Source organism: Pseudobacteriovorax antillogorgiicola, assembly GCF_900177345.1.
GTDB classification, from domain to species: domain Bacteria; phylum Bdellovibrionota_B; class Oligoflexia; order Oligoflexales; family Oligoflexaceae; genus Pseudobacteriovorax; species Pseudobacteriovorax antillogorgiicola.
On sequence record NZ_FWZT01000030.1, the window covers coordinates 13,592 to 32,259 of the forward strand.

Annotated in this window: 19 protein-coding genes; 11 read left to right on the top strand and 8 right to left on the bottom strand. The window is 46.4% G+C overall.

Features of this window, described 5'->3' with window-relative positions; translation table 11 throughout:
- Positions 1–7: 7 nt before the first annotated feature.
- The 6 genes from B9N89_RS27425 to B9N89_RS27450 all read left to right on the top strand — a co-directional run bounded on the left by B9N89_RS27425 (position 8) and on the right by B9N89_RS27450 (position 5,830).
- Entirely contained in the window at positions 8–1,273 is a 1,266-nt protein-coding gene (locus B9N89_RS27425; RefSeq protein ID WP_132325035.1) for a sensor histidine kinase, read from the top strand.
- Positions 1,263–2,615, top strand: coding sequence for a sensor histidine kinase (locus B9N89_RS27430; protein WP_132325032.1), 1,353 nt, complete (start codon positions 1,263–1,265; stop codon positions 2,613–2,615). Before B9N89_RS27425 ends, B9N89_RS27430 begins: the two co-directional genes overlap by 11 nt.
- Before the next feature lie 12 nt (positions 2,616–2,627).
- Positions 2,628–3,137, top strand: a complete 510-nt coding sequence (locus B9N89_RS27435; RefSeq protein ID WP_132325029.1) for a hypothetical protein — start codon at positions 2,628–2,630, stop codon at positions 3,135–3,137.
- Between the two features lie 73 nt (positions 3,138–3,210).
- Positions 3,211–4,287: a D-alanine--D-alanine ligase family protein gene (locus B9N89_RS27440; protein ID WP_132325026.1), complete on the top strand. Its 1,077-nt coding sequence runs from the start codon at positions 3,211–3,213 to the stop codon at positions 4,285–4,287.
- 124 nt (positions 4,288–4,411) lie between these two features.
- Positions 4,412–4,930: an OmpA family protein gene (locus B9N89_RS27445; RefSeq protein WP_132325024.1), complete on the top strand. Its 519-nt coding sequence runs from the start codon at positions 4,412–4,414 to the stop codon at positions 4,928–4,930.
- A 189-nt stretch (positions 4,931–5,119) separates the two neighbouring features.
- On the top strand, positions 5,120–5,830 hold the full coding sequence (locus B9N89_RS27450; RefSeq protein WP_132325021.1) for a TorF family putative porin: 711 nt from the start codon (positions 5,120–5,122) through the stop codon (positions 5,828–5,830).
- Positions 5,831–5,859: 29 nt separating this feature from the next.
- Here the strand turns inward: B9N89_RS27450 and B9N89_RS27455 are convergent, their stop codons facing one another.
- The 3 genes from B9N89_RS27455 to cmoA form a co-directional block, all read right to left on the bottom strand.
- Positions 5,860–6,735, bottom strand: a complete 876-nt coding sequence (locus B9N89_RS27455; RefSeq protein WP_159455680.1) for a fructosamine kinase family protein — start codon at positions 6,733–6,735, stop codon at positions 5,860–5,862.
- A gap of 114 nt (positions 6,736–6,849) precedes the next feature.
- The gene (cmoB, locus tag B9N89_RS27460; protein WP_132325016.1) at positions 6,850–7,800 is read right to left on the bottom strand and encodes a tRNA 5-methoxyuridine(34)/uridine 5-oxyacetic acid(34) synthase CmoB; all 951 of its coding nucleotides are present in this window, start codon (positions 7,798–7,800) and stop codon (positions 6,850–6,852) included.
- The gene (gene cmoA, locus B9N89_RS27465) at positions 7,800–8,558 is read right to left on the bottom strand and encodes a carboxy-S-adenosyl-L-methionine synthase CmoA (RefSeq protein ID WP_132325014.1); all 759 of its coding nucleotides are present in this window, start codon (positions 8,556–8,558) and stop codon (positions 7,800–7,802) included. The genes cmoB and cmoA overlap by 1 nt, the downstream gene beginning before the upstream one ends.
- 162 nt (positions 8,559–8,720) lie before the next feature.
- On the opposite strand from cmoA, the gene B9N89_RS27470 reads away from it, so the two are divergent.
- Together B9N89_RS27470 and B9N89_RS27475 are read left to right on the top strand one after the other, a co-directional pair.
- The gene (locus tag B9N89_RS27470) at positions 8,721–9,503 is read left to right on the top strand and encodes a dihydroneopterin aldolase (RefSeq protein ID WP_132325011.1); all 783 of its coding nucleotides are present in this window, start codon (positions 8,721–8,723) and stop codon (positions 9,501–9,503) included.
- A 63-nt stretch (positions 9,504–9,566) separates the two neighbouring features.
- Positions 9,567–9,947, top strand: coding sequence for a response regulator (locus tag B9N89_RS27475; RefSeq protein WP_132325008.1), 381 nt, complete (start codon positions 9,567–9,569; stop codon positions 9,945–9,947).
- Here B9N89_RS27475 and B9N89_RS27480 read toward each other — a convergent pair.
- Positions 9,944–11,410 (bottom strand): alpha/beta hydrolase, encoded by a 1,467-nt coding sequence (locus B9N89_RS27480; protein WP_132325005.1) that lies wholly within the window; start codon positions 11,408–11,410, stop codon positions 9,944–9,946. The two genes, B9N89_RS27475 and B9N89_RS27480, sit on opposite strands and share 4 nt — an antisense overlap.
- Before the next feature lie 78 nt (positions 11,411–11,488).
- Positions 11,489–12,079 carry a hypothetical protein gene (locus B9N89_RS27485; RefSeq protein WP_132325003.1) on the bottom strand — a complete coding sequence of 197 codons (591 nt, stop codon included), beginning with the start codon at positions 12,077–12,079 and terminating at the stop codon, positions 11,489–11,491.
- A 197-nt stretch (positions 12,080–12,276) separates the two neighbouring features.
- Between B9N89_RS27485 and B9N89_RS27490 the strand changes: the two genes are divergently transcribed.
- Positions 12,277–12,630 carry a response regulator gene (locus tag B9N89_RS27490; RefSeq protein WP_132325000.1) on the top strand — a complete coding sequence of 118 codons (354 nt, stop codon included), beginning with the start codon at positions 12,277–12,279 and terminating at the stop codon, positions 12,628–12,630.
- Positions 12,631–12,640: 10 nt separating this feature from the next.
- Here the strand turns inward: B9N89_RS27490 and B9N89_RS27495 are convergent, their stop codons facing one another.
- The 3 genes from B9N89_RS27495 to B9N89_RS27505 all read right to left on the bottom strand — a co-directional run bounded on the left by B9N89_RS27495 (position 12,641) and on the right by B9N89_RS27505 (position 15,981).
- Positions 12,641–13,792, bottom strand: coding sequence for a trans-sulfuration enzyme family protein (locus B9N89_RS27495; RefSeq protein WP_132324997.1), 1,152 nt, complete (start codon positions 13,790–13,792; stop codon positions 12,641–12,643).
- Positions 13,793–13,945: 153 nt separating this feature from the next.
- Positions 13,946–14,695, bottom strand: coding sequence for a histone (locus tag B9N89_RS31590; protein WP_159455681.1), 750 nt, complete (start codon positions 14,693–14,695; stop codon positions 13,946–13,948).
- A gap of 74 nt (positions 14,696–14,769) precedes the next feature.
- Positions 14,770–15,981 (bottom strand): NAD(P)/FAD-dependent oxidoreductase, encoded by a 1,212-nt coding sequence (locus B9N89_RS27505; RefSeq protein ID WP_132324994.1) that lies wholly within the window; start codon positions 15,979–15,981, stop codon positions 14,770–14,772.
- A 127-nt stretch (positions 15,982–16,108) separates the two neighbouring features.
- Here B9N89_RS27505 and B9N89_RS27510 point away from each other — a divergent pair, with 127 nt between their 5' ends.
- A complete protein-coding gene (locus tag B9N89_RS27510; protein WP_132324991.1) occupies positions 16,109–17,164 on the top strand; it encodes a Gfo/Idh/MocA family protein in 1,056 nt (351 codons plus the stop codon).
- A 9-nt stretch (positions 17,165–17,173) separates the two neighbouring features.
- Positions 17,174–18,352: a lipid-A-disaccharide synthase gene (gene lpxB, locus B9N89_RS27515; protein ID WP_132324988.1), complete on the top strand. Its 1,179-nt coding sequence runs from the start codon at positions 17,174–17,176 to the stop codon at positions 18,350–18,352.
- Positions 18,353–18,668: the final 316 nt, after the last annotated feature.

Consider the following 18,668-nt stretch of genomic DNA (forward strand, 5'->3'; position numbering starts at 1 on the left):
CTGAGGTATGAAAGCCATTGACCTTGACCACGAGCATCAAATGGCCAGAGCCTGGCTCTCGTTTTTAGCCTTAAACCTTTGTCTTAATGCTAGCCTTCAGTATTTCTATGGCGACCTGGTTTTTTGTGGGATTCTTATCCTTTTTTGCTTGGCTTGTATTGGTATAAGTTTTTTGAAGGGGCCCTTGTTAGAGTTTCGAGCCTACTATACTTGGACTCATGTGGTCTATCTATCGACAGGTTTTTTTTCTGGGGCTTGGTCGGGTGCTATCTTTTTCCATCTAATGCCCTTGATAGCTCTTAAACTTTTTCCCGTTGCCCGTCGTCGACAAAGGAACAAACTAGCAATTTTCGGCAGTATCGCTCTCGTATCCCATTTTACCTTCTTAATGGGGCAAGGGGCTACCTTTCACATCTATGACATCATCCTACATTTTATTCTTTTTTTGGGAGAGATATTCGGATTGATTTGGGTTTGGGCCAAGCAAAAGAGTGCCGAAATTCAGCGGCTTACTGCCAAAGATCAAAGGTCAAAGTCACTACAGGTCTTGCTTGGAGTTTTCTGTCACGACCTTTCCACACCTATGATGGCTATCAGTCTTATCTGTTTTCAAAAGCGGCATAGCCCGATTCTTTCCGAGGAGGAAAAAGGTGCGTGGAATGAAGTTCATCACTTGATCGAACGAGAACGCTATCTCATAGAGAATATCAGGAAGGTAGAAAAGATCGCGTCTGGAGTTTCGGAAACGATGGATCTCAACTGCGTTTTCCCCGAAGACCTTTTTGAGAAAATCGAGGATATTTTTGGCGAGCGATTGCAAGGCAAGGACATCTCTTTCAAGTTCTTGAAGGAGTCTGAGGATAGCGACCCATTGGGTTTTCTTGCCGATGAAAATATCCTGATCTACAACATCATCACCAATCTCATGACTAATGCCATCAAGTTTTCCGACCGTGGAGGTACAATCACTTTAGGTGCCTACCGGCAAGGGAATTCCGTATCTGTCTATGTAGAGGATCAAGGCGTTGGCATGAGTCAGGAACATGTAGCCAATCTGCTTGAAGGTAACATCCTGCGAAGTACCCAACGAGGAACAGAAAATGAAAAAGGGACCGGCCTTGGGATCAAGATTGTCAAAAACTTTGTGGAAGTCCTAGGCGGAACATTAGCGATATCGTCTCGGCTCAAAGGTGATGACCCTGAAAATCATGGAACTCGGTTTGTCGTGTCATTTGTGGAAGCCCCTGCCCAGGAGGCGACACATGTTGCATAGCCAGTCTCTCAAGGAACTGCATCGACAAGTTGATCTCTTTGCGCAAGATCAACGCTATAAATCCTGGTTTTGCAAGACAGTCAACCATGTTTTCGTGAACCCACTTGCGGCTGGGGTTATTGGAATTTTTGCCTTAGTTTATGGTGCCCTGAGACTCTCTGCGCCCAATGGACTGCCGTCTCTGATACCCATGGGATTAGTATTTCTAAGTTTGATACCGCCCTATACGAAGCTGGGGCGAGGCTTTATCGGAGTGCTGCCCTTCTCATATTTCTCCGTGCAGCGCTTTATCCTCATGGCTGGTTTTGCCTTCGATTTGATCTATTACACACCTAACGCCCTCTCGCATACGATCACGCCACCTTTATGTATTTCACTCATCTGGTCTACGGGGCTTTCTCATAGCTGGGCACGGGCCATCGAGCGAAATAGTTTAGAAACCGCGTTCTTTGCTACGGTTTATGGCTACACCTATCAATTCATAGCAATGGATTTTGGAGTTTTAGCACTAACCTTATTTTTTGGCCTAGGATTGAGCTTTCTCCTGCAATTTGGGTTTAAGCTTGGCTTCTATGTGATGCATCACCAGGACTCGCAAGCGTCTAGAGATCCGAATCGGGTAAAAAGCCTAGAGGCTCTGATCCGTAGCCTAGCCCATAGTCTCGGTGGTTTCACGATGACTATAGATCTGATAGCATTTCGCAACTTGAATTCTCCCGATCTACCTCAGGAACTTAAAGAGGAATGGCAGGATATCCAGCGGAGCATACAGGAGCTGAACGCTGTTGTTCGTGATATCAGAACCATCCAAAAAATAAGTGCCGGCGAAAGTGAGGTTCAGAAGGAGCATGTTTCGCTTCACGAGGTTTTCGAAGATCTTTATGAATTATTCAGCCCCAGAGCCTTGCGTAAAAATCTGAGTATTCACTCGAATATATCGTCTGCAAGTAACTCCTGGGTTTGGGCCAATAAGCAGGTCTTAGTGGAAAACATCTGTTCTGCATTGATTGCGAAGTTGATCGAGAGATCGCGGGAATGGGATAACCTTATTATAAATGCTTACAATAGTGAAAGTGAGTCTGCCCTGTGCTTGACCACTGAAGAGTGTGCTCCCGATGATTCAGGAATCAAGGCCTTCTTACAAGAGGACGTAGAGCGCCCTGGTCTCGAAAACACCGGAGGAATTCTTTATCTATCGATCGTAGATATTTTTGCGAGGCAGGTGGGAGGGCACTTCTTTGTCATCTCTCCCCAAGACGGCAGTCGGACTTTTGCTTATGTTTTGATCTTCCAAAATATAAATCAAATCGAACTGAAGAAACTGAAGCGTCAAGCTTCATGAAAGGATACGACGATGAAACAATCGGGACTTTACTTAATGTCGTTGACTTTAGCGGGTTGTGGATTTGATACTGATCAGTTCATTAATATCGAGATGTATGGAGTCTATACATCCCCGACCGATGCTGCCGGAGATACAACTCCACAGAGTTTGGAAGTTGAACTGACTAGCGTGGCTCTTTTAAATGCTTCGGGCAACGAGCAAACAGTTCTCTACAGTGGCGACCCGGTCGAGCTTACAGTCGTCGATCGATCCCAGTTGATTTACCAGAAAGACCTAGCTGACTATCAGGATTCTACGTTTATCCAGACTATTGTCACCTTTAATACAAGTTACATCGCTAACGTCAAAGATTTAGACCCTGTCACGGACGAGCTTAGTACCGGGACAGTCGTGTCAGAAGATTCGTTTGTGGTTGAAACGGGTAAGAGTGTCACCTTCTCGCTCAAGGTTTCTTGGCAGAATACGGTGCTCGGAACAGAAGTGGTGACGGACCCTACCTTTGAATTGGTTCTCGAATAGGCTTTTTGGATGGAGGGATTGTTAGATTCTGCTACTATGAGCCGTGTATCGATTAATCTGGTGTTGGTGACTCATGGAAAAGCAGAATCTCATTGTTCTTTACGGTGGCAGATCCACCGAGCACGAAGTTTCTTGTCGGAGTGCTAAGTTTGTTTTGGACCATTTAGATACGTCAAAATATGAATTAACACCGATCGCGATCACAAAAGATGGGCGGTGGTGCTTGCAGGATATTGAGACCTTACGTAGCTGTACCGAAGCAGTCTTGCCGATCGATGAGGCAGGGCCAGATTTTGAACAGCTTAGTCTCCATCATGGAGCTAATGTAGATAAACCCGTGGTTGTGTTCCCTATACTTCATGGGACCTTCGGCGAAGATGGCTGCACCCAAGGGTTTCTGGAACTAAAATCCTTTGCCTATGTTGGTCCGGGGGTACTAGGCTCAGCCTTAGCCATGGATAAGATTATTGCCAAAAAGCTCGTGGAGCTAGCCGGGGTGACGGTAGTTCCGTACGTAGATTTTCACCTTTCAGACTGGAAGGTTTCATCCGCCGAACTCCTGGCTACCATCGAAAAAACCTTGCGATATCCGCTGTACGTAAAGCCTTGTAATTTGGGTAGCTCAGTTGGTATCACGAAGGTTAAGGCCCCAGACCAGTTGAAAGCTGCTATCGAAGAAGCCTTGACCTTTGATGATAAGGTTCTAGTTGAAACTGGCATTGACGCACGGGAAATCGAGTTCGCGGTACTTGGCGGACAGGAGCCAAAGGTCAGTGGAGCGGGGGAAGTAGTGGCCAAGAAAGACTTCTATACCTACGCTTCAAAGTATGAGGACAAGGATAGTTCTGACATTCTGATTCCTGCTCCTCTAGCGTCCGAGCTGGTCAAACAAGGTCAGGAGATCGTGGTGAAGGTGTTTAAAGCATTGAACCTGTACGGACTGGCGCGGATAGACTTATTCCTTGATAAGGCATCTAACGAGCTTTACTTCAATGAGGCTAATACCTTACCTGGGTTTACTAGCATCTCTCAGTATCCTTTGCTTTGGAAGGAGGCTGGCATTGATGGCTCTAAGTTACTAGATGAATTGATTCAATTAGCATTGGATCGATGGAGCAGGCAGCAGGCCTTGAAGCGTTCTTACAGTTAAGAACATGTTATTCCGGACCAATTCAGAAAGCTCTTGAAGATATGTCATAAAAGCGTATTATGCGGATCGACCCACACCAGTGGGTTTCCCATTGATCCTGTATTTTGCTGACTAGGAGTTTTCTATGTTGTTTCGCGTATCAAGCCCCCTTGCTCTTGCCCTCGTTTTAAGCCTCGGACTGAATGCCTGTGCTTCTGATGAAGTTCCCACTGAAGAAGTCGTCAATGTAGAAGAAGAAGTAGATACGAACCTGGACACTCCAGCTGAGCCACCTATGGACGACATGGCCATTCAAGATGAAGTGCCTGCGTTCGATCTCAATTCGACAACGGTTTCCTTTGGATATGATGAGTACACCGTGAATCCTGATAGCTATGGTGCTCTAGATTCTCTTGCCAGTTATCTGAAGGCAGACTCAACTGTAACAATCACAATTGAAGGTCATTGTGATGTTCGAGGATCTACTGAATATAACTTGGCATTAGGTGATCGTCGGGCTGAATCTGTGAAGGACTACCTTCTAACACTGGGTGTTGCTGCATCCCAGCTTTCAACCATCAGCTATGGTGAAGAAAAGCCATTGAGCCCAGGAAACACCGAAGCTGATCATGCACAGAATCGTAGGGTTCAATTCTCACAATAAACCAGAAAGGCTGCATTTATTGCAGCCTTTTTTGATTTCCTCTACTAAGCCCTCCAATCTGTGTTTTCATCCAACCCTTTGGTAGTCAATCGCTTCCAATTCTCCTTGCTCCTCTCTTGACGATCTAGTGAAACAAAGCCTAGCTTGCCCTCTGACCATCTTAAAAAATTGAAAAAGGGAGTTGTCGCAATGTATACACGATTTATACAGCTGATAACGGGAGTTCTGGTACTTCTTGCAGGAAAATCTTGGGCTGCCGAAATGAGTATGTCTCAGTCAACTAAAATCGAAACCTCGGCATCAGTCGATGTGGTATCAGCCTATATCTTTCGGGGGGCCACTCTGAATAAAGGGGCTGCTGTCCAGCCAGGGGTTGAAATGGCCATAGGTGGCGCGACTATCGGAGTTTGGGGAAGCCAGGCAATGGACGCAGAGGAAACGGAAACCGAGCAAGAAGTTGATGTTTACGCCAGCTATGACATTGATCTATCTGGAGCGACCCTTACTTTTGGAGCGGTGGAATATATTTACCCGGGCGAGGATATCGATAATGATCGCGAAGTATCCATAGGAATCGGTTTCGATACCTTTCTGTCGCCGTCCATCGCGGTAAACTATGGAATTGGAGGTGCTGTTGAGGAAACAAGCTACACCGAATTTGGAATTGAGGAAGGTGTATTTGAAGAGGGAGACTTCTCTGCTAGCTTAGGCGCCGCTGTAGGCTATCTCGATCCTGAAGGGGGAACTGCTGGCTTTTCACACACTCAGCTTATTGCATCAGCGTCGTTTTCAATGATCTCTGCTTCGCTGAACTACTTCTTAGAGATGGATGACGAAGTGCAAAGCTTTGAAGACGCTGAAGAATTTTATGTGTCTGTGGGAACAGCATACGCATTTTAAACGAAGCCTCCATTCAACAAGGGTGGCCTTTAGTGGCCACCTTGTTCTGATATGAGACTCTTGATTAGCTTCCTTGTCTGAGTAAGGTAAGCTGATCCGAAAATATTTACGTGGTTGAGCAGGTGGTACAAGATGTATATTTGAACCCTAGCTTCGAAACCTGGCTCACGAGGCCATTCCTCATCGTAAGCCCTAAAAAAGTCGTCTGAAAAACCACCAAACAAAATCGCTAGCGACAAGTCTGCTTCCCGATGTCCCCAGTAAATGGCAGGATCAATAAGAATTGGAGAACCTTGCTTATCCCAAAGAACGTTTCCTGACCAGAGATCCCCATGAAGGAGGCTGGGCCTAAGATCGCTTTGTTCACTGAGTAAGGACTCCACAACGGATACTAGCTGGTCTTCTAAGCTCTGCAAATCAGCTGGCCAAAGCCCTCGTTTTCGCAACCAGTAAATTTGAGGACCCAAGCGGGCTTTTAAGAAGAACTGTGCCCAGGTGCGATCCCGACACTGGTCGTTGATCTGGAGCGTAGAGCCGATAAAGTTATTGCGATCGAGGCCCCAATATTGATGGGAGTTTTTATGAAGGCGTGCGAGTTGAGTTCCCAAAGCTTTGAAGTCAGCCCGATCCAAACTACCGGGGCTAATGTATTCAAGGACCAAGTAGTGTTTATCTTCAGAAATGATTTTAGGTGTGCGAATACTTCCAGATTCTCTTAAGCGACGTAAGCCATCCGCTTCAGCCCCTATGCTAGGCTCTGTCGATTGGTCAATTTTTAAGAAGAAGCGTTGGCCATTGTCTAGGGTGATGAGGCGGCTATCAGAAACAGATCCACCGAAGGCCTGGCTAATATCGACGATCGACGAAGAAAGACTCTGCTCAACCTGGAGGAAAATCGGTTCCATTGTGTAGTCCTGCATGTGATGACGTAGCTTTACGAACTATGATAGAGTTTGCAGTTCCAAGATTCTAGTGAGAACTAAAACTCCATCAGATAAATCATACGATGCATCGGTACCTTAGATCTTAGCTTTAAGGTAGAAGCGATAGGGGGCTGGATGACCTTCAATGGTCTTGGTCCCGCAAGGGCTTAGAGACTGGGCCAGGCTGTTGATAGGAGCCCAGGGGCTCGAACGCTGCTCGTCTGTAGAAAGTTGCTCACTAAAGATGACCTCAATTTTTTGAAAGCCAGCCCGTCGGACCCAGTTTTCAAGGCAAGAAAGCGTTGGCAGGAACCAGATACCACGGGCTCCCGCGTACTTTCCTGGTGGGACGAAAGCTACCGGCTCGTCGCCGGCGATTCCCTGGCAGTCGATGAATAGCTGTCCACGTTTCCTGAGGCTCTCTCGCATTTTACGCAGAAGCCCGATAGGGTCTGTGTGATGGTACAGAATTCCAAGGCAGAAAATCGTATCGAAGGACTTTGGAAATAAGTCCATGTGCTCAACACCAAATAACTCAAAGTAGAGGTGGCTTTGCTGGGCATAGCGATTGAGCAGTTGAAAATTAAACCAATGTTTTGCAACGGGCTCGAACCCAATAACGGCTTTTGGTCGCTCTGGCACCATTCGAAACATGAAATAGCCGTTATGACAACCGATATCGGCAACCACATGATCTTCTAAGGAGCCGATAGCTGGCTGAAGTCGCTGCCACTTAAGGTCGGAGCGCCACTCACTATCGATCTGTGTTCCAAACAGGTTAAATGGGCCCTTTTTCCAGGGAATAAAGGCTTTGAGGCTTTCTTCAAGCTGTTCTTGAGGAATCATTCGCTGCGAGTCTAAGTGAAAGCCAACCGTTGCCTCATCGAAGGTCCATGAGTTTGGATCGATGGCTGGGGCTTGCTCTAAGGCCTTTCGATAGGGGGCGAAGCGAGGCTCCTCAAGTTGAGCCATCCTCTCATCGCGAAGTTCCTGGATGCGATCAGCATGGTCAGATGATACGAGTGGGAGCCATGGAATATTGGTCACTAGGAGTATCCTTTAAACGCTACAAGAGACATGAAGTTGTTCCATTTCATGACCGAATCGCAATGGCTGAAACCGGCTTGGCCCAAAAAATCCTTGTGCTCTTGCTCAGTGAATGGAATGAGCACATTGTCCAAGGCTTCCTTTTTCTTTTCGATCTCGGTGCGGCTATAGCCTTGACGCTCTTTGAACTCTTCGTAGATTTTTGTCGAAGTTTCTTGAAACTGCGGATTATCAAAGCGTACCTTCTCACTGACAAACAAGATACCACCTGGGCATAGCCCATCATAGATTTTTTGCAGAAGTGCGAGTCGCTGGGTGATCGGCAAAAATTGCAAGGTGTAGTTGATGATCACCACAGAGGCATTGCTGATGGCAACGTTCATGACGTCGTCGCAGATGAGCTGGTAGCGATGCTGCTCGGGAGCGTGATCAAGCTTTTCTTCAGCCTTGGCAATCATGGCTGACGAGTTGTCGACACCAAAGAAAGTAACCGGCTTTTCTAGGCGCTGAGCGAGGTGGATCATGGTTGTTCCCGTGGAACAGCCAATATCATAAATGTGGCTACCAGCTTTATAATAATCGAGAGCCCAGTCTCCTAAATAAGTCGTCACATCGCAATAAAGAGGAATGGAGCGTTTTACCATATCATCGAAAACGCCAGCTACTTCGGCGTTGAATGCAAACGGTTTTGGATATTGTTTGCTGGCAAACAGCTCATCTTTCTTGCTATTTAAAACGAGTCTTGGAATTTCTTGCATAACTGGCTTTGTCTCCCGTTGAGAATCGAGGCCCCAAGCTAACACAGGGCGCTGCACCTTAAAAGCCAAAAACCAAGACTAATTCGCATAGCGTAGAGCCATTCCGTCGTTGCCTTATCCGCAGGAATGGACTAAGAATGGGTTCCAAGCGAAAGGTGTGAAATGAAAAAAAATCAACTATCACAGTTAGATGAGATTTCTTTACAGAATTTGGAAGTACGCTGCCTTGTGGGTATTTACCCCCGAGAGAGGCTGGAGCCGCAGCCTGTTATATTGAATCTGAGCTTGTATCTTGATACCAGGAGGGCTGCTCGGCAAAGATCCCTAGATTATTCAGTAGATTACGCGGCCCTATCCGAAGAACTTAAATTCCTCCTCCAAAATTCGCGATTTCGCCTCTTGGAGACTGCTGTTGACGCAATAGCTCACTATGTATTGAGTGCCCAGTATATCGACCGCCCATTGGCTCCCATCGAAGCAGTTCGGGTGAGCATTGAGAAACCAAAAGCGCTCCCAGGATGTACCTTGCCTCGACTCAGTATCCTAAGGGCCAAGGAAGACCTCACAGAATCCTGCAGATATAGCGACAAGCTCTGCGTTGTGCATAAAAATCCTGATTCTGCGATTGTTAAGCTCCAGCTGGGGCCTGGAGAAACCAGCTTGTTGCCCACGGAGCCAAACCTTGAAGTTGTCGATACGGCTTTGAGCCCATGGTTGCTGGGAAATGGTGAGCCTTGGGCTGTGCACCAGGTGGTCCCGCGCTCCACAATTCGGCCCCGTGTGGTAGTAAATCAGAGCACTAAAGAGACTGGAACTCTCCTCACAGTGTTACGCCGGAAGCAGGATGGCCAGGATATTAGTGACGATTTCTACAGGCTTTTTTCGGTAATAGGCGAAGTCTCACCAAGTGCATTCGTCGAGGGTTACCAAAAAGCAAGATTCTGAAAGGTCATGGTGAATTGTTTTTAACCGTTAAGAAGCCAAGGTCGTTAATCTTTGGTGGAATTCATGACCCAAAAAAAAGTTACATTGCTTCTTGTCGACGATGAGAAGATGAACACTATGATCCTAAGTCGCAGGCTTAGGAAAGAAGGCTTTGACATCGATGAGGCAGGGGATGGCCAGCAAGCCGTTGCGAGTGTACTCAATAAGCACAAGCCAGATTTGATACTCATGGACCTGATGATGCCTGTCATGGATGGCTGGGAAGCTACCAAGCAAATCAAGCAAAAATTCCCAGATGTTAAGATAATCGCTGTGAGTGCGAAGGTGGATGAAGAGTTCCACACGATCGAGCAGGGTTTTGACGGCTTCTGCGCGAAGCCGATCAACTTTAAGGTTCTGATCAAGAAAATCGAACAGGTGCTTAACTTAGATTCCGCAGCCTAGCGCTGGCTGAATAGCAGGAGCCACTCCACAAAGCGTGACTGTGGGATCACCTTACAGTAAAACGCTCCACCAAAATTCCCAACGGCGTCGGTGCTGGTTTCTACTGAATAGGTGTTAAGCTCCCATCCCTTACGGCCTTTCTTGAGGCTCGGAAACGATCCAATAGCCCACTGATCACCACGGTCTTTGATGGATTCTGTAATTTTTAGCAGGCTTGATGTCACTGTTCTTGTTTTCTTGCCTTCGTCGGACATTTCGCCCAATAGATAGAAGTCATCTGCAGAGAAGCTTGCGAGGACTTGAGACTTCTGGTCGGGAGTTAAGCTTTTATAGGCCCGTGAAAGGGTCTCAAAGTTCAGGCGGGCACAGCTGCTGGCCGGGCGTTCGGGAGACATCTCTGTAGCCGTAATGATGGCGGCTTGAGAGCGCAGTTTACAGCCCACAACTTCGGGACTTAGGTAGGTATTCTGCGATACATCAACAAGGTTTAGGGATGCCTCAAGATAAGTTGGTATATATAGGTTGAATTGGTCATCGATTGAAGACTTGTCAAAGACGAAAGCAGCATAGTCAGTTTTATTTCGATAAATTTTTTCAGTAAGGTTGAGTCTCTGCCAGTCCTTGGTAGACAAACCCGCGACGGCTTCCTGAGATCTTTTACAGGTGCCGTCATCATCTTGCCAGGCCTTTAAGATTGGGTTGAGTGCTTGGGCCGTTTGTGCAGTGTATGCCTCAAGGGATAGTTGACCTGTGAGCTGTTGATCCATAAAGCCATTGATAACGTCTGCGATTTGACGATGGGCCGTATCCAAGGGTGCTAGTGCAGTGAGATCGTCGTTCAGTTCCGAACCGTCTGCAAATTGCATATGGTTAATCTTCGGAAGTAGGATGACAGGCTTTTGTAAACGTTGTTCGGGATCGAGCTTCTGCGATTTAAGAAACTCTCGACCAATGAAGCTAAAGCCTGTTAGCCCATCCCTTTCACCTCCAAGTGTAAGAACTGGAATTGGATAACTCGCTAGATCTTTGCCGATCAGGGGAGTTTCTGCCAGGTAGCTGCCCATTAGAACAAGGCCTGCTAAACCCTTTGACTGAGCCGTGTCAGATGCTGCGATTCCGCCATGAGAGTGACCTGCTAAGAATGTCTTTGTTTTGGCTTGAGATAAGCCCAAGTCTTCAAGTTCACGAAGGACGCGATCGATTCGTGCACCGGTTTGCAAAGGGTTAGCGAAGTCACCAAAGAACTTGGCAATATATACTTGCGTGGGTCTCGATGCGTTTGCTTGGATCTTCCGTGCCAGAGCTAGGTATTTGCCACTTTCGATATATGCTCCGGGAAAAATGACAACAGCTGCCTCGGGATCTTCGACTTCTAGCACTTTAAAGTCGGATCGATCTTCCACACTGGCGTAAAGAAATGTTGGTAAGAAGGTTAAAAAACATAGCAAGGCAAAAGTTTTCATAGTCTTTCCCTAATTTGTGAAGATTGAAGTTAGGGAGGACTTTAGGGCCAGAGTACTTTGCTGTCAAATTTTAAAGAACTAGGCGATTTTCACGTCATTGTTTCTAGGTTCGGGAATTTTTTCCACAATTGAATCGAGTCCCAGGGGACGAATAACTAAGTTAAACTGACAAGATATTTTAGTTGCGCCAATGAATAGCCGCGTGCTCAATAAGCCATACGGTCCTTCAGACATCTGACCACGAATTGGCTTTAGTGGTTCACGGTATACCGGTACACAGCTGGAGTGTGTGAGAGAGAACTGGTCATCAATAATGCCAAGAAGTCGGTTGCAGACAAGATTTGTGAACTCCTTTGCGACATCCACCATGAACTCGTACTTATTACCAATGTCTTCGCCATCAGAAAGCTGATTCGCGAGCAGCTTAAGATCGCGTTTGAGCAGAAAGCATGCGCCTTCACCTATGTTGGTACCCTTATATACTATATGAACGCTCACACTCTCTTCGTCATTATCGACGACGGAGAGCTCGGGAAGTTCTTCAAACTTTACATCGCTAAAGTTGGTTTCCAAGTCTAGATACTCATCGATAGTATGCGTCACTTCATGAAGCCCCGCTTGGAGCAAAGAGTAAAGATAGTCTTTCTGGTAGCCGCTTAACTTAGACATAATGAACTCGCTTTCCAACTCAGTTCGACCATACCAACCTGTTCGGCATATTCCGTATTGGCTAAATCAAAATATAGCAATCTTTTGCGACTTATATCAGAGCCTTACCATAATGTAGAGAATGCTGGTCCAATTTCTCCTAAAACCCTGAGTTTTTATGCCGTTGCAATGAATGGACATTGGAACTGGAGGAGCTTGTGAAACAAATTCTGATCGTCGATGACTCGATGTTATCCCGAAAAAAAATCGCTAAATATATTGAAAGCCAAGGTCACCATGTTATTACCGCATGCAATGGCATCGAAGCCTTGAATACTCTGGAGCAGCATGAAATCGCACTCATTGTTTCCGATATCAACATGCCTGAAATGGATGGTCGGGAATTTTTTGAGAAGCTCCTAGAATCACGGGCAAACTCTAAGAACGTGCCTATTGTCTTCCTGTCATCTATGGCACATTCTAAAGTCCGTAAAGAGCTCCAGGAGCTGGGAGCCTTAGCTGTGATCGAAAAGAAATCTCTACAGGACCTAGACCCTTACCTGGCAGCTTAAGGTCCTAAAGTTAAAGAGCCGCAAGTGATTGCGCGATATCACTCTTGAGGTCCTCGATGCTTTCAATACCCAGTGATAAGCGAACTGAAGTCTGGTCAAGCCTTGCTCGTTGTCGTTGGTCTTCGCTAAGATCCATGCCATAAAAATAAAGGGCCGGGGCTACCAGAGACTCTGTGGAGCCAAGACTCGCTGACAACGTGAAAAGTTTCAGCCCATCGATAAAAGCTTCCAGAGATGAAGACTTATTTTTAAAATTGAACATCACTACTGTGCCTCCATCTGTTGGGAGCTGATCCTTCAGGTAGTCGAGCCCTGGGTAAAACACATCCCCCACCTGTGCTTGCTCTTGAAGCCAGACCGCTAGGGCAAGGGCGTTTTGAGCCTGCCTCTCATAGCGGAGACGATAAGTTTTCATGCCCCTTAAAATGAGAAAGGCTGCATGAGGGTCCAACACAGAACCGATTTCGACAGCATGTTCAAAGATCTCCCTGATTACGGGTTCACGTCCAAGCAGCGCGCCGCCCATGACATCGCTATGTCCTCCCGCATATTTTGTCAGGCTATGGATATATAAGTCGACATCAAGATCTTGATTCTTGTGGAAGCCTGCAAATGTGTTGTCAAGGATTGTAGTGAGTTGGTGCCTCTGGGCGATTGCGACAAGCTCTTTGTTATTTGGGACCTTGAGCTGAGGGTTGGTAGGAGATTCCCAGATCATGAATCGAGTTTCAGGTAGAGCGGCCGCTTCGTTAATTTGGTCGAGATCGTCAAGTGACAACTTGATACCTTCGACGCCAAATTTTTTTAGAGTTTTCTCGATCAATATCCTAGTGGGGCGATAGGATTCGATAAAGTATATGATTTTATCGCCCTGCCTAAGAAGGCTGAATAAGGCAGTTGAAATTGCCCCTACACCGGAGCTAGTCGCGAGTCCTGCTTCGGTACCTTGGGCTTTGGCGAGCAGTTGCTCCAGCTCGAAGACCGTTGGATTGCGGTATCTTGAGTAAAAATAACCAGGGCGTTGGCCTTCGAAGAGACCTTTCACATCAGCAAGTTTCGGGAAGGTGAACTTTACTGATTGGTAAATTGGAGACACCAAGGGTCGGTTGTCGTGAGGTATGGGGTCAAGTTGGAAGTGATTAGTCAGGGTTTCCAAGTTCATTTGTAGGCTCCAGAGATGACTACGTTAGAACTTGTGTTATCACGATTAGGCTTCCCATTGCCAATACTTGTGTGCAGGCAGGTTTCAAGAGCCTGGCACTGCCAGGCTCTTTTCGATGGATAGGGCCAGTCGAAAAAATTGCAGGGTTTTTGGTCAAGCAGCTTTCTTTGGAATATCCTTACGGACGTAAACATACTGCTGGCTGTCTTGATTGAGCACTTTTACGTAGTAATGCTCAGATGTCTCGAAGAGAACCTCGCCCTTTAAGCCACCTTTAAAGGTGAAGATGCCAGCTGGTTTTTTGCTGGAAGTTTTCTTAGCAGCAGGCTTCTTCTTCGCCGCGGGCTTCTTTGCTGCGCTAGCTTTCTTACCTACTTTCTTTTTAGTAGCTGTTTTCTTAGCAACTTTTTTCTTAGTCGAGGTTTTCTTCTTAGCTGAGGATTTCTTTGCAGCTTTCTTTTTTGCTACTTTTTTCTTAGCAGTTTTTTTCTTTGCAGCTTTCTTTTTTGCTACTTTTTTCTTAGTCGCCTTTTTCTTGGCAGTTTTTTTCTTTGCAGCTTTCTTTTTTGCTACTTTTTTCTTAGTCGCCTTCTTTTTAGCCGTCTTCTTCTTTGTTGCTTTTTTTGCTACTTTTTTCTTAGTTGCCTTTTTCTTTGCAGCTTTTTTCTTAGTTGCCTTCTTTTTTGCTACTTTTTTCTTAGTTGCCTTTTTCTTGGCAGTTTTTTTCTTTGCAGCTTTCTTCTTGGCTACTTTTTTCTTCGTCGCTTTCTTTTTGGCTACCTTCTTCTTAGTTGCCTTTTTCTTTGAGACGGCTTTTTTCTTTTTCTTCGTTGTTGTTTTCTTTGCAACCTTCTTCTTAGTTGCCTTCTTCGCTACCTTCTTTTTTGCTTTTTTCTTAGCCAAGACGCTTCTCCTTTACTCCACAAACCAAGGGTTAAATATTTAAAATTAATACATCTTTTAGATGTTGTAGTGCCCTATATAAGCCTGGGGTTGAAATGCTTCGCGACCGTTGGGATCGGCTTGCCTGCCATAATTTTTGCAAGCAGTTTTGCACTTCCATGGGCCCAGGAAAATCCGTGTCCCGTAAAGCCTGCCACTGTATATATCAGAGGCGAACTTGTTGGGCCAATAAATGGGAATCCTGTCTTTGATGAGGCCATGATTCCTGCCCAAGAATATTCCCACTCTAGTGTTTCGTCAATTTTGTAATGATGTTTAGCAAAATTCTTAAGGCCGTCCTCAACAAGTGAATTGGGCGCAATATCGTAGGTGCCCAATTCCCCACCCGGTGTATGATTGCGCCAACCACCAAGCATCAAGCGATTGTCTTCGGTGACCAGAGCGTATTCGTAGCCATGATCGAAACTATGGGGATATCGCACAGGAAAATCGTGTTTGAGCGGCTTAGTTGTGAGAATTTGGCCACGGAATGGTTCTACCAGTTTGTGTTCTGAAAAGAACCTGGATAGCAGTGGCGAGTAAGCATTGGTGGCGATGACGGCAGCATCGAAAATGATCGTATTGCCATCTTTTAATGTGACTTGAACTTGGCCTTCGGCTTCTTCCACGCTTATAACTTCACAGCCCGAGTGATACCGGACGCCCCGATCTTGGCAAGTTTGAATCAAACCATTACGAAATTTTACGGGATGAGCCTGGGCAGAGCCCGGTTCGTAGCGCCCGCCTGTAACATTTTTGAAACCTAGGCTTGTAAGTTTGTCTATGTCGACAAATTCACTCTCAAATCCGGCATCTCGGAGCAATCGAATCGATTCGTGGATCTCGTGGACTTCGTGATCATCGACGGCGACCACAAGATATCCGTTTTGCTGGTAGTCGCAACGAAGGTCCAGATCCGAGACTGTTTTCTTAACTTCGTCGCAGATCTCGATAGAAAAGTTCCAAATATCACGAGCAGTCTCGGCGCCATGAAGGCTTTGGAGAGCTTGCATAGACTCTACGGTTCCATGCAATATATGACCGCAATTACGGAATGTTGCAGCCTTTTCTGGCTCGAAGTCCAGGATTGAAATTTGATCAAACCCTTCTTGCTGAAGAAAATAAGCAGCGCTCGCGCCGGCAAGACCAGAACCGATCACGCAAATGCCTCCTGGCTTTGGAAGGGTTTTTGAGCCTTCCCGCGCAGGAACATCTAACCAGTAAGGGTGTGAAGGTATTGAGGGCATTTTGAAACTCCTTAGTCTGATCTTGAACACATAACATGTTGCAAAGGTTATAAAAATTCAAGGCTTTAAAAAACTTCAGGAATTGGCTACATTCGGCTTTTGATTCGGATCGAGAAAATGAGGCAACATGAGACAATTGAAGGCCGCCTTGGTTGGCATGGGAAACATGGGCAGGAACCACTTGAGGGTTCTTAATGAAAGCGACGCATTCTCACTCAAAGCTATTGTCGAGCCGAATCCTCCGTCGCCTTTGCCAAGACTGCGAGAGCCACTTGCTTGGTTAGATTCCATCGAAGATCTCAAATCGTTGGACCTAGACTGTGTGATCGTTGCAACTCCCACTGAAACTCACTACGAGATCGTAAAAAAGTTGATCCCAATGGGATGGCATATCCTAGTTGAAAAGCCAGCGGCTAGCACCTACGAACAGGCCCAGGAGCTTACCAAGTTGGCGGCAGAACGAGGTGTTTTTCTTGCTGTTGGCAATATCGAACGCTGCAATCCTGTGGTTTCGAAGTTGAAAAAAGTCTTAGAAGAGGGGGTTATAGGGACTCCTGTTCATTTGAATGCCACACGAGGGGGAGCCTTTCCCAATTCTGTGAAGCCAGGCAATAATGTAATTCTCGATTTGGCTGTCCACGACTTGGATGTATTTCGGCTGCTTTTAGGGCCTTTGGCAGTTCAGGGGAGCGTTGCTCACGCGACAGCCTTACCTGGAATCCTGGATACGGCAGAAGTCACCGTGGCCAATGGCGAGGGAATTACAGGTGCTGTCCATGTAAACTGGCTAAGCCCCCAAAAAATAAGAGAAATCCGAGTCACAGGCACCAAAGGTGTTTGTATCGTCGACTACATTGGACAAACTTGCCGTGTCTTCGGTCGCGACTTAGCTGAAGACAATCTTCGCTCCGCAGGGGAGTTTGAGATCCATGATCATCCATTTTGCACGCTGGCAGAGTTTCACGTTGAGCCTGGGGAACCTTTGAAGGTCCAGCTTGAACAGTGGCAGCGCTGCTTAGAAAAGCAAGATCACAACCTTGCAACTGGGGATCAGTTATCAGAATCGGTGGCATTAGCAGAGCAGTCGATCGTCCTCGCTCAGGGTGGCCTTGAGCCAGGGTTCTTCAAGGCCGATGCTTGGAAGCCTCACTTTTCTGCCGATCGTCAGCCCTTGCCAAACTAAAGAGACACTATGGCCTCGTTTTTCTTATCCGTTGGTGAGCCTTCAGGAGACGTCTTGGGGGCTGAGCTTGTAGCTGCACTGAACGACATCATGCCCCATGCTCACGGGTTTGGGATCGCAGGACCCAAGCTGCGCAATCTTGAGTATGAAGAAATCGCTGGGATAGAAGAGCTTTCGGTGATGGGCTTTGTCGAGGTCATCAAGCACATTACCTATCTCAAGCGACTGGAAGATCGTTTGCTGATGGAAATAGATCGCCGACAGCCTGACTTTGCCGTCTTGGTGGACTACCCTGGATTCAACATGAGATTCGCTGAGTTTCTGAAGGTCCGCAAGATTCCTGTAATTCAGTTTGTAGCACCGCAATTATGGGCATGGAAAGAGGGCCGCACCAAGAAACTGAGAGATGTGACGGACCTTGTCATGGGTATCATGCCTTTTGAGGAGACTTTCTTTAACGATCGCGATGTGAACTTTAAATATGTTGGAACACCACAGGTGGATCGTGCCGCGGCTGCGAAGCATCGGCCCGCGGACTTCAAGCTTTCTAAGCCGACGATTGGTTTTTTTCCTGGGAGTCGGCGCAGCGAGTTATCGAAGATGCTGCCGATGGCCCTTGCAATACGGGATGAAGTCCGTAGCCAATGGCCTGATAAGTTTCAGTTTGCGATTTCAATGGCTCCCTCACTGGATGTATCGCTGTTCAATCAAGCCTTATCTGCTGATGAGAGCTCAGATTTACTCAGTGAACTTAGTTTAGGGCAATCGGCATTGTTGGGGGACACATCCTTTGTAAGAGGGGAGTCTTTGGATCTGATGGCTTCTGTGAATTCTGCTTTAGTGACCTCTGGTACGGCGACTTTAGAGTGTGCTCTCACAAATTGCCCACTTTGTGTGGTCTACCGTATGAGTCCTTTGAGCTATCAGCTGGCCAAGCGGTTGGTAAAGCTGCCCCATATTAGTCTTGTGAACTTGGTTGCAGGAAGAGAAATCATCAGGGAGTTCGTTCAAGAGTTTACTTATGAAGAGGTTGCCCAGGAGTTAGCAGCACTAGCATCAGATGGTGATCGGCGAGAAACGGTTCTCGGCGACTTGACTCATCTGCACACACTAGTGCAAGGGGACTTGTCTAGGTGTGCCGCTTTGGCGGTTCAATCTTTTATGAATTCTCGGCAGTCAAATATATAAAGATATGTTAAAGAATTCGTCCAAAGCTCAGCTCAGTGATCTGGTCTGATTTGGCAGACTTGGTTTTACGCCAAGAAATTTCACTTCATAGAAGACATGGGTGAAATTAGGGTGTTATCTTTTGTTTTAGGAACTTGAAAACGCTATTGTCAATAATCGTCGCGTCTTAGCTATATAAATTTTATATAAAAACTTGAAATTTATAACCATAAATTCTAGACACATACCCCTTGGCCTAGAAAGTGAAAAAAAGCTCTTGCACGTTTTTTGACGCTAAGTAAAATGGTCGCACCTTGGACCTCATAACCGGAAGGAA